Raw genomic sequence first — 14,498 nt, 5'->3', positions numbered from 1 at the left:
TTGCGTTATATCCAGTCTGGAAGTTGAATAGATCCAGATTGGTGTGACCGAGGGCCGGCACGTGCGCATGAACGTTTCCGAAACGATCTTCTTCATCGATCGCGAAAGCGGGATCGGCTTACAGGCGCAGTTGCGCGAGACCGTCGTTTCGGCCGTGCTCGCCGGCCGGGTACAGCCAGGGGCGCACCTGCCTTCGACGCGCAAGCTCGCCGACTATCTTCGCATTTCGCGCATCACGGTGACGCTCGCCTACCAGGAACTGATCTCCCAGGGCTATGTGGAAGCCGTCAACCGCAGTTCCTATCGCATCACCGACAACCCGCCCGGCAGAGACTTTGAAAGCGACCGTCCATCCGGCGGCAGCACCCCGGTGGACTGGAGCAGCAAGATCAAGATGAGCTTTGGCGTCGTGCGGCAGATCCCCAAGCCGCTGGACTGGCGACGCTACCCCTACCCGTTTCTCTATGGCCAGATGGACCCGACGCTGTTCGACCTCAATGCCTGGCGTGACTGCGCCCGTCGGGCGCTCGCCCGCGAGGATTTCGTCCTGATGGCGAGCGACTTTGCCGCCGCCGACGATGTGCGCCTCGTCAACTACATCTGCTCACGCACACTGCCGCGCCGCGGGATCCACGCCACGCCGGACGAAATCCTCGTCACCGTCGGCGCCCAGAATGCCCTTTGGATCGTAACCCGGCTGATCCTGGAGAAGGGCTCCGCCGCGGCCTGCGAAAATCCGTGCCATCCCGATATCAGCGCGTCGCTCTTGCTCAGCGGTGCGAAAGTCACCACGGTCGACGTAGACAGCGAAGGCCTGTCGCCGGATGCCTTGCCGGAAAACATCGACGCGGTTTTCGTGACGCCGAGCCACCATTCGCCGACGGGCGCGACGATGCCGATCGATCGGCGCACGCGGCTGCTGCAGGCGGCAGAGGAAAAGGACTTCGTCATCGTCGAGGACGACTACGAGTTCGAGATCAGCTATCTCGCGCCACCTTCTCCGGCGCTGAAAGCCTTGGACCCCTCCGGCCGCGTGCTCTACATCGGCAGCTTCTCCAAATCGCTGTTTCCCGGGCTCCGCCTCGGCTACCTCGTCGCGCCCGCGCCGTTCATCCGCGAGGCCCGAGCGCTGCGCTCGCTCATGCTGCGGCATCCGCCGGGCCATCTGCAACGCACCGCGGCCTATTTCCTGGCGCTCGGCCACTATGACGCCGTTCTGCACCGCATGCGTACGGAGTATCACAAGCGCCACGTGATCATGGCGGAGTCGCTGCGCAGGGCGAACCTGAAGGTAGCAGGCTCCTCGACCTTCGGCGGCACCTCGTTCTGGATGGAAGGACCGGAGGGGCTGGACGCAGATCGGCTGGTCAGCGATCTGCGCCAGGATGGCGTGCTGATCGAAGCCGGTTCGCCCTTCTTCCCCCGGAGCGACCAGCCCTGTCGCTATTTCCGCATGGGCTATTCGTCGATCCCCGGCGCGCGCATCCCGGAAGGCGTTGCACGCGTGCGGGCACGTATCGATCTTCTTTCAGACGGCGGATGAGCCCCGCTGTCGATGCGGCGTCACTGGCCTGAAGGATCCCGCTGCTGGAACTATTGAACACGGCCCCGGTTGTATCCAGTCCCTCCCCGATGAGGGGCTGCATCGCGGATACGAATGGAGGCGAACAATGACTGAGCATCTCGACGAGCGCGGCGAACCGGAATCCGCAACCCATGGCGCGGAGCGAACCAAGTTTTCGGCACGCGAGGTCCGGCAGGCAGGAATGGGCGCGCGCGTCTTTCTGGTGCTCGCAGCCAGCCTCGTTTTGGCACTGGTTGCCTGGGGCGCCGTGGAATGGGGCCAGGGCGGCAATGATGACCAAACGGGTTCAGTGGAACGCACCCAGCCTACATCCGCCGAGCAGCAACCGGAAGCCGAACAGCACCCGAGCACGGACAGCCCGCAGGGCCTCGCCCCCATAGATCGCCATCCCGCCCCGCAATCCGGCACGAGCGTGCCGAGCCAGAACACCGCGCCGGATGACGCCAACAAGTAGCGATCGATCCAACCGGCGAGGCTGCGCGGCGTTATCGTGCTCGATGCCGGGCTCTCACGACGCCTGCCCACCGGATAAAACGGTTGGTTGGCCTCCTTTTCCGTGACCAAGCTACTGGACCCACTCCGGTCCACCTGCATCCACCTGCCTAGAAGCTGGATTGTTTACCGGGCCAGGCGGCAATCTCAGCCTGGCGCCGATCGAGATCTCCAAACCCCTGCGCATCAGTCCGGCCGCCAAATTCCACCGCTCCCGCGCACCGCGCGCCAATGCGATGGCGAGTTAGCGATATTCGTCAGCGGCCTCACAGGTGATGGCCGTGTGATGGAACAGTTTGGTTCAGTGCCGGTTCTGCTCCGTTCACTTCAAAGGAGCAACGAAGATGGATCACACCAATCACGTACGCCTTGGCCCCACCGAACTCACGCCCGCAGCCCTTGAGGGTGCGACGGTGTATGGGGCAGATGACGACAAGGTCGGCAAGGTGGACCACGTCCACGGCGCAGGCGCCAGCGGCACCGTTATCATTGATGTCGGCGGTTTTCTCGGTATCGGCGCAAAGCCGGTTGCGGTGCCCACGACAGATCTTGATTTCATGCGTGATGAAGACGGTGAGGTTCACGCTGTGACCACGTGGACCAAAGATCAGCTCAAAGCGATGCCCGAGCATCGCGATTGAACACAACAGCCCGGCCTCACGCCGGGCTTCTCTTTCGCCGCTTGCATTCGAAGACCTGCTGCAAGCGCTCGACATGGCCCTCCGTTTCGTCCCGATGCTTCTGGAACGCCGCTTTGCTGTCAGGCAATTGGGCGGCGCGCGCCATCTTCGGCAGCGCCTTCAGTATCTGCCTCTCCGCATAGTAGATGTCCTTAAGTCCGTCGTAGAACAGCGCCTCAAGTGTCTTCTCCGGCATAGCAAGCTCCTGTGCCATCTGATTGGAACGCCTCCAACAGTTGCAGCAATGCAAGGTTCCGGGCGGAAGCCGGAGGCAGCCAAAACCAATTAAAACCCACCGCCCGCGAGCAACTCCGCCGGGAGGCTAGTTCGAATTGAGTAACCGCTAAACCTTGACGCGAAAATGCGTCGGGCGTTCAATTTCGATTGAGGCGCAAGGCTTCGAGGCCGCCGGAGCCCCGACGATGGGAAGCGGCGGCCTCACCAATCAGGCATAACTCGATCGCCGCGACGGCTGGCGCGCGGAAGCCTACTCGGGCCAGGAACCCACCCAGAAACATTAGAATTCACTTGCGGCCCAATCCTTGCACCCTGCAACGGCTGGGCGGCGCGGATGTGGACGACGGATTGGCCAACGCCGGGGGTGGCATTAGAAACGATCGTGGTGCTGCGCCGGAGCCTCGGGGAATCGTGCGACGAGCAAGGTTGTCAGGCCGAAAGTGAGGCGTGCGGGCTCGCAGCCAGGAATTTGATCCGTTGGTATGAGTTCGGCGTGAGGGATGAACGGGAACTGGCAAAATTGATCTGTGACGACATTTCAATCTCCGACGCGTAAGCTGCGGAGATAAAAGGACATCGGCAATTGGCAATGGAGCCTAGTCCATCTGCCACATCACGCTTCGGAATTGACAAGCCCGATCGTCGCCCCAGTTCATGGAGATGGCATTAAGTGAGGTCGTGCGCAGCAACGCACAACGAACAGCAGCACTGGTCAAATGGACCCTCGGCCGGGAACGACGGCGCCCGAGCAGCCCTGTTTCCTCCATGCGCAGCTTCTGGGGCCTGTTGCTGGCCTACTGGCTTTCCGAACGCTGGCGCGAAGCCTGGGGCCTGACTTTTCTCATCCTGCTCCTCACCGGATTGTCGGCGCAAGCAAGCGTATGGTTTGCCTTGACCTCGGGCGAACTCGTCAATCGGATCGCCAATTTCCACCACCCCACCGTACCCACCACGCCATCATCCCTTCTGAGCACCGCGGGGACCTTGGCAGCAATCGCGATCACCAGGGACGCCGGGTTCACGGCGGTCCGTCATTTTTTCTCGACCACGCTCCACCGGAAATGGCGCCAGTGGCTGGACGAACGCTTCAACCGGGCGCTGCTCGATAACAACCACACCCATTTCCACCTTCAGCAGAACGGGTTTGGCACCGCGACCGAGAACGAGAGTTCATCGCCCGACAACATCGACCAGAGGGTACAGGAAGCGATTAAGGGCATGACCGGCGGTGCGATCGGTCTCGGCGTGGGCATCGCTGGCGTCGTTCTGTCGCTCGGCTTCGTCGGGCGAAAACTGATCGAAACGTCGAGCCCCGTCAGAGGGCTCGATCTCCTCGGCAGCTACGGCAGCGCGTGCCTGATGTTCCTGGCAATCGCGATCTACGTGCCGCTCAACACCTTCATCGCAGCCAAGCTCGGCAGCGTCCTCCAGGGCCTCTCCATACGCATCCAATCGGCTGAGGGCAGTTATCGCAGCGAGTTGAACCAGCTTTTGCACCGCAGTTTTCATGTCGCCGTGATCAAGGGCGAACCGGCCCAGAAGGCAGTGAACGGGCGCCGATATCGCGAGATCGACGACACCTGGGCGAGCCTCAACCGGGTAACCGCCGGCTACATGGGTTTCGAGCTGGTGCACAATTTCATCGGCTCACGCATCGTCGCCTATGCGCCGGGGCTGCTGCCCTATGTCGACAAGACGATCAGCCTTCAGGATTACGTCACCGGCGCCGAGCTGGCGACCGCACTTATCAACGAATGCTCGTGGTTCATCCATGCGATGCCCGATATCGCCACGCTCAGAGCGGATGCGCACCGGATCACCGAACTTGCGCAAGCGATCGAAACGGTGCAGCAGCCGCAGGATTATTATGCTCGCAGCGGCCCTTCGGTGTTCGAGTACGAGACCCAGGACGCCGCGCGCGGCTTGACGATCCAGGCGGTCGAGCTCCTGCACACCGGCGACGACAAAGCTTTTCTGACCGCTGACGAACTCAATTTCCTTCCCGGGGAGTGGACCTTGGTGGTCGGAGAATCCGGTGGTGGAAAGACCTCGCTTCTCAAGGCCATCAACGGACTTTGGGCACACGGCCGCGGCACGATCACGACGCCAGAGAAGGTACGAAGCCTCTACGCCGCCCAGGACGTCAAGCTCCAGGGCGTTTGCCTGAAAGACCTCGTCTGCTTGCCGGATGCGGCTGAAACGCATGACGACGCCTCTGTCATTGCAGCGCTGGAGGAAGCCGGGCTCGAAGAATTCACGGAAGAGCTTTCGAACGATGGTCGCGAAGGGCAGAACTGGGACAAGCTTTTGTCCGGGGGCGAGAAGCAGAAACTGGTCCTTGCAAGGATCCTGCTGCAGGAACCAGGCCTGCTTTTCCTCGACGAGGCGACGAGCGCCCTCGATAGCGAGGCGGTTCGCGGATTTTATCAGTCGATCAAGGATCATTGCCCGGAGGCGGCGGTAATCGCCGTCATGCACGACACCTCTTCCATCCAATCCGAAAGCGGGGTCGAGTTCTTCGACAGCGTGCTCACCATCGACGACGGCGTCGCAACGAAAACGCCGATTGCCGCCTGGCGCGATAGGCAGGAGTAGCTGCCACCGGCAGCCGCCCTATTTCGGTCATGTACCGCGCATTCGGCTGGCGCGGCGCGAAAGGGATCAAATTCCTCCATCCGAAACCAGGAGCCCCAATGCGCATTGCTCTCCTCGTCAACACGCTGGAAACCGAAAGCCCGGCCTATACAACGACCGCATTGGCTCTCGCCGCCCTCTCTCGCGGGCATGAGGTTCTCTACATCACGCCTGGCGACTTCATCCTGCGTCCGGACGATACGTTAATGATCCGTGCGGCCGGGTTCGCCGGCACACGGCCAAAGAAGCCGGAAACACTCTTGCGCGCGCTTGCCGATGCAGACAGGACAATCGTCAACATTGAAGACGTGGACGTCCTGCTGCTTCGCAATGACCCATCAGAGGACGCCGAAAGCCGGCCCTGGGCATCCTATGCCGGAGCCAATTTCGGAAGGCTCGCCACCGAGCGCGGTACGATCGTCGTCAATGATCCCTGCGGTTTGGCACTGGCCCAGGACAAGCTCTACTTCCAGGATTTCCCGGTGGCCGTTCGCCCGACAACCTTGATCTCCAAGGACATCGAAGAAATCCGCACATTCATCGACAGCCACTCCGAAGGCGTGATCATCAAGCCGTTGCAGGGATCCGGAGGTAAAAACGTCTTCCGGGTGGGCACCAGCACCGAAGGCAATCTGACGCAGATCGTCGAGGCGGTTGGCGTCGTCGGCTATCTGATCGTGCAGAGCTACTTACCGAAAGCGTCGGAAGGCGACACGCGGTTGTTCCTGATGAACGGGCGACCGCTGCAGAGAGGCGACGTCTATGCCGCATTCAGACGCGTGCCCCCCAAGGGAGACGTCCGATCCAACATCCACGCCAGCGGCACGCCAAAGCCAGCCAATGTCACGAAGGAGATGCTGGTGATCGCCGAAACGCTGCGGCCGAAACTCGTCGAAGACGGCATGTTCCTGGTCGGTCTTGATATCGTCGGCGACAAGCTTCTCGAGATCAACGTCTTCACGCCCGGCGGGCTCCAGACCATCCGTGGGCTTCACGATATCGATTTCTGCGACGAGATCCTGGATTCGCTGGAAAACAAGGTCGAGATCAAGAAGACCTATCGGGGATCACTCAGCAATCGAATCCTGTCAACGTTGTGAAATGGCCGGCCAATCCGTCGCGCCATTCCCTTTCGTACGACCCGTTGGCGGAACAGAACCGGCGATCCGGTTGTTATTGTCGATGTTGCGAGTGGCAAACAGAACGCGCGTTTGCCCCAAACGGGCGACAAGGGAGACAGCATTCCAGTGAATTTTCTACGCCAAATTGCCGCTGACGTGCAGTTGATGCTTCGCCGGCCGCCACGTATGCAGTACGCGGCCTTGTGTTATCGCGTGCGCAACAATGCATTGGAGATCCTTCTCATTACCAGCCGGGACACCGGTCGCTGGGTCATTCCCAAGGGTTGGCCGATGAAGGGAAAGCGCGCGCATGAGGTGGCAGCGAGAGAGGCCTATGAAGAGGCTGGCGTGAACGGCATCTGCCAGAGATTTCCGTTCGGCCACTACTTTTACAAGAAGCGGCTGGACCACGGGCTCAAGATTTCCTGCAGGGTTCAGCTCCACACCCTGGAAGTCGCGCGCATGCGAGCGAAATTCCCCGAGAAGGGAGAGCGGAAGCTCGCCTGGTTCGACTATCGCGAAGCGGCCAAGCGCGTCGCAGAGCCATCGCTGCGCGACCAGATGCTCCGTTTCGGACAGCAATGCATTCCGCAGTGAACGCTGGTCTTAATGGACGCTGGCGATCTTGACGGCGTGGGCGAAATCTTCCGCCACCAGTTCGCTGATCGCGATCAGGACCTCTTCCACCGAAAACCCGGACTCGATCGTCTCGCGGATCAAAAGCTGGAGGTCCAGTTCGACGACGTCACGGCAATCCTCGAGCCGTTCCTCAGATACCGTGATGCTCTGCAGTTCTTCCATCGCGAGACTCCTCTTGACGTGGATTCTGCTGGTCTGCCCTCGCAAGCTTGCTCTAACGTCCTTCCAACCCTTGGGAAGAGGTTTGAGTTCCGGCGAGAACCTCTCAAGAAGATCAAAGAATAAGATTCGCTGCAACGCCTTGCAGCGGCATGGAGCCGTTACCGGCCGCGGTCACCGCGGCGGCGTGGCCGGTCTGCATCGCTCGGCGGCTCTACCGGTCCTTCCCAGCCGAAGACACTGCGACCGCCAAACTCGTGCGATTGACGAAACTCACCGGCCACGATCTCCTTGAGATCCGGGCCGGTGGCATATTTCTCGAACTGGCGGGCCTGATCGTCGAGGCGCTTGAGGACTTGCATCTCTTCGTCGCGACCGAGCTTCGCCTTCGATACGGCGGATTTCATCACCCGGATCGTCTCGTCATACACCTTCAGGGGAACCGGGAACGGGTGGCGATCCTTGCCTCCATGGGCAAGCGAGAAGCGCGCCGGATCGGCGAACCGACACGGCGCGCCGTGCACCACTTCGGCCACCATCGCCAGCGCCTTGACCGTGCGCGCTCCAACGCCCGGCACCAACAGGAGATGCTCGAAATCCTCCGGGCCGCGGTCGGCAGCCGCAGCAAGCGTTGCATGCAGGCGCTTCATGTTGACGTCTTCTTCGCGAACGTCGTGGTGCGCAGGCATGATCAGATGCGGCAGCATGGGCTGCGCGCTTTGCTTGCTCGCCCGCCTTGGCTCGATAGCAGCAACCTCTCGGACGATCCGGTCCGGTCCGAGCGATGCGAGGAGATCGAGCTGGCCACTGCGCGAAGCCGCAGCGCGGCGGTCGGCAAGATTGACGATTTCGCCCTGCCGCACACCATCGATCGCCGTATGGGGCGAATCCACGAAGCTGCTGATCCCCTCGGAAAGCCAGTGGTAGCGCCGGGCCTGCCGCCTCTCGCCGTTCATACCCTGCTGCACGACAACCCATTTACCGTCATCGGTGACGATGAAGCCGTGCAGGTAAAGGTCGAAGCCGTCTTGCACTGCCGCACTGTCGACCTTTGCGACGAGGCGACTGGTGGTCGCCAGGCCGCCTCCGTCGAGGCCCACGCGCTCGCCGATTGCAATCAACTCGCCCGGTGTCTCCCTGGAGTTCCGCCCTCGTCCGCCGCAGACGTGGATACCAAGTTCGCCCGACAGCGGTAACAGACCACGTTTCAGGGCACCGATGACGCTGGTGGTGATGCCGGAGGAGTGCCAGTCCATGCCCATGACGCATCCGAAAGACTGAAACCAGAACGGATGCGCCAGCCGGCGAAGAAACTCGTCTCGCCCATATTCGATGACGATCGCCTGGGTGATGATCGCACCAAGTTTTGTCATGCGCTCGCCAAGCCACCGGGGAACCCGGCCACCGTGAAGCGGAAGATCGGCACTGCCTGCTCTCTGGACCATCCGGGCCTTATACACGGGCAGAAAGCCCTTTCACACAGGAAAGTTCCTCAAACGTTCTCATTTTTCGCGGCAAACTGCGAGACCGCGGCGGCCGGTCGTGTCCGCGGGAAGGTGCTGCAGGTCGCCGAACTGCAGCATCGCGAGACCTTGCCTTCGGGACGGTTCGACTGCATCAGCCCGAGTAAAACCCAAACTGCATTATGAACTCTACCTTTGCGCTTAAGATAGAGTTCAGCAATCGGCGATATGCTCCGCGCTAAATTGCATTTGAACAGGGTTCAAAATGAGCGAGTTCCAAAACAGAGCTGTTCGATTGATGGTTGCTTCCGCAGGAGAGGATGCGACCAGCGATCTTGCCGTGCGTCGCGCAAAGGTTCTGACGACCGCGCTGGAACTCTATGACGCTTTGGGCGGATCGTCCGAACAACTTGAGGCCTGCATCGCGAAAAGGGATGCCGGGGCTCCGAGACGCATTGATCTGGTGATCGGCGATCTGATGATGGAGATGGCAACCATAAGCCACATTCACGACATCGACGTTATGCAGGCAGCACACAATGCTCTCGACAGCGGCATTCGCGAAACGACTTCCGCCTGATCGCGGACCAATCTCGCCAAACGCTTTTCCGTTCCGCGCCTTGACGACCTTTCGCCATCAGTGCCTTCGATGGTCGCTTGCCGATGTAGCGCTTTCGAGAACAACGATCCCGGAATAGAGCACCGGAGTGTCCTTCCGATCGCGAAAGCACCGACCAAAGGCGACGACCGAGACGTAGTGTCCGCCTCGCGTCCTTACGCGATAGGTCGATTGCTGGGCTCGCCCTCCCACCATGGTGGCGGCAATTTCCTTTGCCAGATACGGCCGGTCTTCCGGGTGAACCCGGTCGAGATAGAGCTTGAGCGGCAATCCGCGATTGGTCTCCGTCGCGATCAGTCCGAAAAGCTCCGCCAGAGCCGAGTCGGCGTAGACGAGGTCCTGTGTAATGTCCCAGGTGAAAATCCCGGAATCCGCAGTGTCCACATCGGCGAGATCCACAACGAAAGTGCGCTCTCTATCCCCTTCCATGGGCCTTCCTTATGTTCGGGGGATCACTACCCGGTGTGAATGGAACCTGTGTGAACGACACACGCAACACCGTCAATCAGTCGAATTTCGAGGACACATCAAAGGCGTGCCGATCGACCAGCTGGCGCAAGCAGGCATGCAGCCGCCCGTTGTAGCCGCCATCATTGTCCTCCAACATATCCAGATAGAACTGCGCTATGGCGCGAAATTCGCCGGCGTCGCGTGGGACACGCTGCTCAATCTCGACGAACGTTTGCTCCACGGTCCGTTCGAGCGAGCGGAACCGTTCCGTTTCATATTCGTCAACCAGCCCAAACAGTTGGCTCTGCGCCGCTTTGAATTGTGCGATGAGGTCCGTGACCTTCGCGTCGCCATCTTGATCAGATCTATGCATTTCATCAATTTAGCACGCACTAACGAACAGAGCCAACTCCCACACTTGACGACTGTCATTTTAATTCGGATTTCCAAGCTCTTCCGCAACGAAGCGCCGAACAGTGTGACTTTTTAGCAGCAATATTTCGCCACAAAACCTTGAGGCGCTCGCTTGGCGGTGCCGGTTTTCAGCACCAGGAGGTGGCGGAAAGCTAGAAGCGCGTTCGCAGGTAGTTCAGTTGAGCGTTCAGCCAATAGCGAACCTGTCTGGTCGCGGACTGGGCCTCATGCCCAAACTCCTGGGTATAGCGGCCTTCACACAACGTCGTGTCGACCACCCACAATCCGCCCGCCAAAAATGTCATCAACAGGAAGCCGCGCATGGCCGCACAGCATGAACATGCGATATTTCTAAAGTATTAACGGCGAGAAAAATCATTCGACCGACAAGCTTCGGCCAGCCGACAGTCGCGCCGCTCGCGCAAGGGCGCGACGTCAAAAGGAACCTGCACCGGCAAGGCCGTGGCCCAACGTCGGGTGCGTGCGATTGAGCGCTGCAGTGGGGACTGCGACGCCGCCAGCAATTGCAATCGGAAAAAGCTGACAGCGGCTTCGGGGCGGCAGCCTCCGCAGTCACGGCGCAATGCCAATCTGATCGCTCAGTGTCACCTTCTCGAAATCGTTGATGAGAATATCGACACGCACCTGCCAAGTGCCGGGCAGCGGGATGTTCATGTGTTCGACCTGCCAGTCCGCTTGGCCGCGCCGCACAGCCACGCGCTTGAACGGTTCGATGCCGGCATCAGGCTTGGACAGCACAAGCATAACCTCCTTGGCGGCAAGCGGATCGAGTTCGCCGGTGAGCGTGTTGATCGATACGTCAACCTCGCCCGCTCTCCCAGGCGCGACGTCAACAAGGGCCATCGCCTTATCGGTGTGGATATGAACGTTTACGGGCTGTGCTGCCAAAGCCATGAGCGCGCGCGGCGGCGGCGTGAAGCGCCAGCAAGAGACGGCCCCGAAGATCAGGAAGACAATCAGTGTTTCCGCAGCGATCGAACGGACCAGCGGCTTCATCGCTGCCCGGTCGCCAGCCATGGTCGGCTCCGTCAGACACCAGCGATTTACGATCGCCAGCAGAAACAGTCCCGTCAGCAACACCATCTTGACCATAAACACCCGGCCATAGACTGTTTCGATCAGCGCTGCAGGCTTCTCCACCTGCACGATGGCCAAGGCGACACCCGCCGCGACGAGCACCAAAACCGCATAGGGGATGGCCATCGAGAACCGCCGTAACGCCCGAAGCGCCGCCGGGTCTTCGCCATGCAGCGCTAGGCCCAAGGGCGCCAGCGCTCCGAACCAGAGACTGACCGCAATAACGTGCAGAAAGACCGCCGGGCGCATCAGCCATTGGGGCTCGGCGGTGGCCGCATGGCCGCTCAGTGACAGGGCGGCAGATGAAACGACCAGCGCGGCAAGAGACGACGTCCGCGCAAGCCGACCCTTTGCCCGCAGGGCGACAGCCGCCAGACCGAAGGCACTGAAGGCGGCAACAGCCGTCACGCCGAAGCTCGTCGCCATGGCCGTGGACCAAACGACAGGCTCGACAAGGTGCGCCAGGGGGACGCCCAACGCATCGAGCCCTTGAAAGCCCACGGCGGCGACGGCACCCAGCCCCCCTGTCCCGAGCGCTGCCGCGACCACGTTGCGCCCCGATCGAGAACCATAGAGCAGCCAATGGCGCGAAAACGCGCCGCCAACACCGATGAACAGCCCCACATAAAGCGCGAGCTTCGACAAGAGAACGCCGGCGCGTGCGGACCAGTCGATCTTGTCTCCCGTCGCGAGCGGAGTGGTGCTGGCTGCGCCGAGCGAAAAGACGACGGATCCGCCGATCGGATGCCCGTCAGCAGAGGTTACGCGCCAGCTGAGCACATGCGTGCCGCGCCCAAGACCGGTCGGCGCCATAATCTCGAGCAATCGATCCTTCAGTTCGAACCGTTCCAATGCGATCGCCGTCCCATCCGGGCCGACAAGCTTCAACGACAAGGGCGAAACCGGCTCGCTGAAGGTCAACATGTAGACAGACGGCGCGGTATCTACGACCGCGCCGTCCCTCGGTTCACTTGTGTTGAGCGATGCATGGGCGAAGGCGACAGTGACCTGCATGAGTATCCCGCAGAGCACGATCCCCATCAACTTCGCAAGGCGAGTGAAGCTTAGTGGTACCAGCGCCATGCCTGCTCTCCGGTCAATTGGCCTTCGCCGTTACGTTGCGCCGATCAGTGCCCGCTTTTCTTTTCAAGCAGTTTGATGCCGGGTGCCGGATATTCGAGATCGTCACTCGACTTGCCCTCCGCCGGGATTTCAATCCAACGCTCGGTCGCGCCATCGGGGCACTCCTGCACCAGCGGCACGTAGAGCGTCTTGCCGACCGGCAGGCCTTCGGTCAGGAACGCGCGGAAGACAAACTCCTCATATTCGTCGTCGCCCAGGCTGCCGCCCTTCCAGACGACCTCCTTCACCCCCTCCTTCATCGGGGTGCCGAAGTAGTCGTAGGACTTCTCGTAGGCTCCCTTGATCTTCTCCAGCGTCCAGCCAGGCTTGGGCATCGGCTTTGCTGCGATCATGCCCTCGGGGATCTGAACGCGCAGCGCGATCGTCGGCTTGCCCTCGCAGCCGTGCGGGACGCGAATGACGGCCTTGTAGGACCCGCCTACATGCGCCTCGGTCACTTCTAGCGTGGAATGGGCAAAGGCTGCCGTGGCGCTCATCGCGATGAAGGCAGTCGTGGTGATCAGTTTCGAGAACATATGGCTATTCCTTTGAGATTATTTGGTTGTGTCGGGCCACGAGAAGGTCTCCCGCGGGCTTCAGGGATTGGATGCAGCGATCCGGAAAAGGTTGCCGACATTTTCGGTCGGCGGAGTAGCGATCGCACGAGACGGTCGGGTAGACGGCTCTCGGCGTGCACAAGACCAGGCTTCGGGCAACCTCGGATCACGCGAAGGAAATCCGTCAGGATGAGAAGACCGATGGTGCCGGCAGAGACTAGGCAAGGGTGTCCCCGCCTCTGGCATGGGCTGGCGCGAACGCTACCGATCAGGCAAGCAGTCGAGGGGGCGCGCGAGGATAGCCGGGGCGATGTTCGCCCCTCGGCGACGGGGCGGCCGCGGGCCAATATTGCTCTGTCGCGGACGTGACTTGAAAGGTGAAGACCTCGAAGGCTTCCGGAGCAGCTGCCAGGACCTGCGAGGACACGCAGCATCCGAGCAGGCAGCAATCGGCGGCGCTCCCGTGGCCGCTGTCATGGTTGTCTTTGCTCGCGTGATCCACGCTTGCGCAAAGCGCATTACCGAAAGGATCGATTTGCGCGACGGCAGCCATCGAACTCGCGGCAAATGTGCCGGCGATCGACTGCAGCACGAACAGGCAGGCAGCGAAAAACGCCAATCCCCAACTGTTGCGTCGCCTCACCACACTCAAGCTCCTTCTGCGCTGCTGCGTGAATGTCCCGCAGCCACCGCATAGCTATCCCGTAGGCGTGCGCTCTTCCTTGCGCCACAGCAAGCACGAAGACATCAGGAAGTGGGAAAGCTGACTGCCCCTGTTTTTGAATTCGCCAGCAAATATCAGGTCGTCAGTAAAATCAGGTCGAAAGCTTGGGGGCTGCCGAACAGCTGGTGACTGCAGGCTTAAGAGTTAAGCGGATTCACGCGCGGCCATGCAGAACGATGCAAACGCCCGAAGATAGGCTTCCACCTTCGAGCGGTCCTCGGGTGTCTCCATGGCCTTCAATATCTCCGCGGGCTCCATCTTCATGAGGTGGAGACGGAGAAAGATATCTGCTGCGAAACGGTCGCTGACTGTTGCAAGGACGGTGCGCAGATTGGCCAGCATATCGTCTCCCCGATGAGACGCATGCAGCAGGGCAATCGGCTTGTGGACGATTTCCGCTCCGGACACGAGCCAGTCGATCGCATTCTTGAGGCCACCCGGAATGGAGCGCACGTATTCTGGGCTTGCGATGATCAGGCCGTCGCTCCTGGCAATGGCATCGAT

15 protein-coding genes and 1 pseudogene are annotated in these 14,498 nt (G+C 60.9%); 8 read left to right on the top strand and 8 right to left on the bottom strand.

All coding sequences use genetic code 11. The features are described 5' to 3' along the window. Window positions 1-67 precede the first annotated feature (67 nt). From I8N66_RS17435 to I8N66_RS17425, 3 genes are all read left to right on the top strand, one after another. Complete coding sequence (locus tag I8N66_RS17435; RefSeq protein WP_291155834.1) at window positions 68-1,543, top strand: PLP-dependent aminotransferase family protein; 1,476 nt, start codon at window positions 68-70, stop codon at window positions 1,541-1,543. Between the two features lie 127 nt (window positions 1,544-1,670). Then, a complete protein-coding gene (locus I8N66_RS17430; RefSeq protein ID WP_291155831.1) occupies window positions 1,671-2,039 on the top strand; it encodes a hypothetical protein in 369 nt (122 codons plus the stop codon). 382 nt (window positions 2,040-2,421) lie between these two features. Next, window positions 2,422-2,718, top strand: a complete 297-nt coding sequence (locus tag I8N66_RS17425; RefSeq protein WP_291155829.1) for a PRC-barrel domain-containing protein — start codon at window positions 2,422-2,424, stop codon at window positions 2,716-2,718. 46 nt (window positions 2,719-2,764) lie between these two features. Here I8N66_RS17425 and I8N66_RS17420 read toward each other — a convergent pair. Further along, window positions 2,765-2,953: pseudogene (locus tag I8N66_RS17420) on the bottom strand (DUF892 family protein); the annotation flags it as partial. 806 nt (window positions 2,954-3,759) lie between these two features. Here I8N66_RS17420 and I8N66_RS17415 point away from each other — a divergent pair. The 3 genes from I8N66_RS17415 to I8N66_RS17405 all read left to right on the top strand — a co-directional run bounded on the left by I8N66_RS17415 (window position 3,760) and on the right by I8N66_RS17405 (window position 7,346). Next, window positions 3,760-5,589: an ABC transporter ATP-binding protein/permease gene (locus I8N66_RS17415; RefSeq protein ID WP_291155826.1), complete on the top strand. Its 1,830-nt coding sequence runs from the start codon at window positions 3,760-3,762 to the stop codon at window positions 5,587-5,589. Window positions 5,590-5,687: 98 nt separating this feature from the next. Next, on the top strand, window positions 5,688-6,728 hold the full coding sequence (locus tag I8N66_RS17410) for a glutathione synthetase (RefSeq protein WP_291155823.1): 1,041 nt from the start codon (window positions 5,688-5,690) through the stop codon (window positions 6,726-6,728). A 147-nt stretch (window positions 6,729-6,875) separates the two neighbouring features. Continuing rightward, on the top strand, window positions 6,876-7,346 hold the full coding sequence (locus I8N66_RS17405; RefSeq protein WP_291155820.1) for an NUDIX hydrolase: 471 nt from the start codon (window positions 6,876-6,878) through the stop codon (window positions 7,344-7,346). 9 nt (window positions 7,347-7,355) lie between these two features. Here the strand turns inward: I8N66_RS17405 and I8N66_RS17400 are convergent, their stop codons facing one another. Further along, window positions 7,356-7,550: a hypothetical protein gene (locus tag I8N66_RS17400; RefSeq protein WP_113539703.1), complete on the bottom strand. Its 195-nt coding sequence runs from the start codon at window positions 7,548-7,550 to the stop codon at window positions 7,356-7,358. Between the two features lie 158 nt (window positions 7,551-7,708). Beyond that, window positions 7,709-8,992: a DUF763 domain-containing protein gene (locus I8N66_RS17395; RefSeq protein ID WP_291155817.1), complete on the bottom strand. Its 1,284-nt coding sequence runs from the start codon at window positions 8,990-8,992 to the stop codon at window positions 7,709-7,711. 316 nt (window positions 8,993-9,308) lie between these two features. Here I8N66_RS17395 and I8N66_RS17390 point away from each other — a divergent pair, with 316 nt between their 5' ends. Further along, window positions 9,309-9,590, top strand: coding sequence for a hypothetical protein (locus I8N66_RS17390; protein WP_291155814.1), 282 nt, complete (start codon window positions 9,309-9,311; stop codon window positions 9,588-9,590). Between the two features lie 57 nt (window positions 9,591-9,647). Here the strand turns inward: I8N66_RS17390 and I8N66_RS17385 are convergent, their stop codons facing one another. Continuing rightward, complete coding sequence (locus I8N66_RS17385; RefSeq protein ID WP_291155811.1) at window positions 9,648-10,058, bottom strand: PAS domain-containing protein; 411 nt, start codon at window positions 10,056-10,058, stop codon at window positions 9,648-9,650. 106 nt (window positions 10,059-10,164) lie between these two features. On the opposite strand from I8N66_RS17385, the gene I8N66_RS17380 reads away from it, so the two are divergent. Further along, entirely contained in the window at window positions 10,165-10,569 is a 405-nt protein-coding gene (locus tag I8N66_RS17380) for a hypothetical protein (RefSeq protein WP_291155808.1), read from the top strand. A 497-nt stretch (window positions 10,570-11,066) separates the two neighbouring features. Here the strand turns inward: I8N66_RS17380 and I8N66_RS17375 are convergent, their stop codons facing one another. The 4 genes from I8N66_RS17375 to I8N66_RS17365 all read right to left on the bottom strand — a co-directional run. After that, window positions 11,067-12,674, bottom strand: coding sequence for a copper resistance CopC/CopD family protein (locus I8N66_RS17375; RefSeq protein ID WP_291155805.1), 1,608 nt, complete (start codon window positions 12,672-12,674; stop codon window positions 11,067-11,069). Between the two features lie 44 nt (window positions 12,675-12,718). Further along, window positions 12,719-13,249: a YcnI family protein gene (locus tag I8N66_RS17370; RefSeq protein ID WP_113539709.1), complete on the bottom strand. Its 531-nt coding sequence runs from the start codon at window positions 13,247-13,249 to the stop codon at window positions 12,719-12,721. 289 nt (window positions 13,250-13,538) lie between these two features. Continuing rightward, entirely contained in the window at window positions 13,539-13,913 is a 375-nt protein-coding gene (locus I8N66_RS37560; RefSeq protein WP_365887435.1) for a DUF2946 family protein, read from the bottom strand. 225 nt (window positions 13,914-14,138) lie between these two features. Next, a partial coding sequence (locus tag I8N66_RS17365) for an NAD(P)H-dependent oxidoreductase (protein ID WP_291155801.1) occupies window positions 14,139-14,498 on the bottom strand: 360 nt, incomplete at its 5' end.

The sequence above is a fragment of the Ensifer sp. SSB1 genome (assembly GCF_016652895.1).
In the GTDB taxonomy this organism is placed as follows: domain Bacteria; phylum Pseudomonadota; class Alphaproteobacteria; order Rhizobiales; family Rhizobiaceae; genus Ensifer.
Note: the sequence above shows the minus strand (reverse complement) of the source record. Positions and strands in the feature narration are given on the sequence as shown.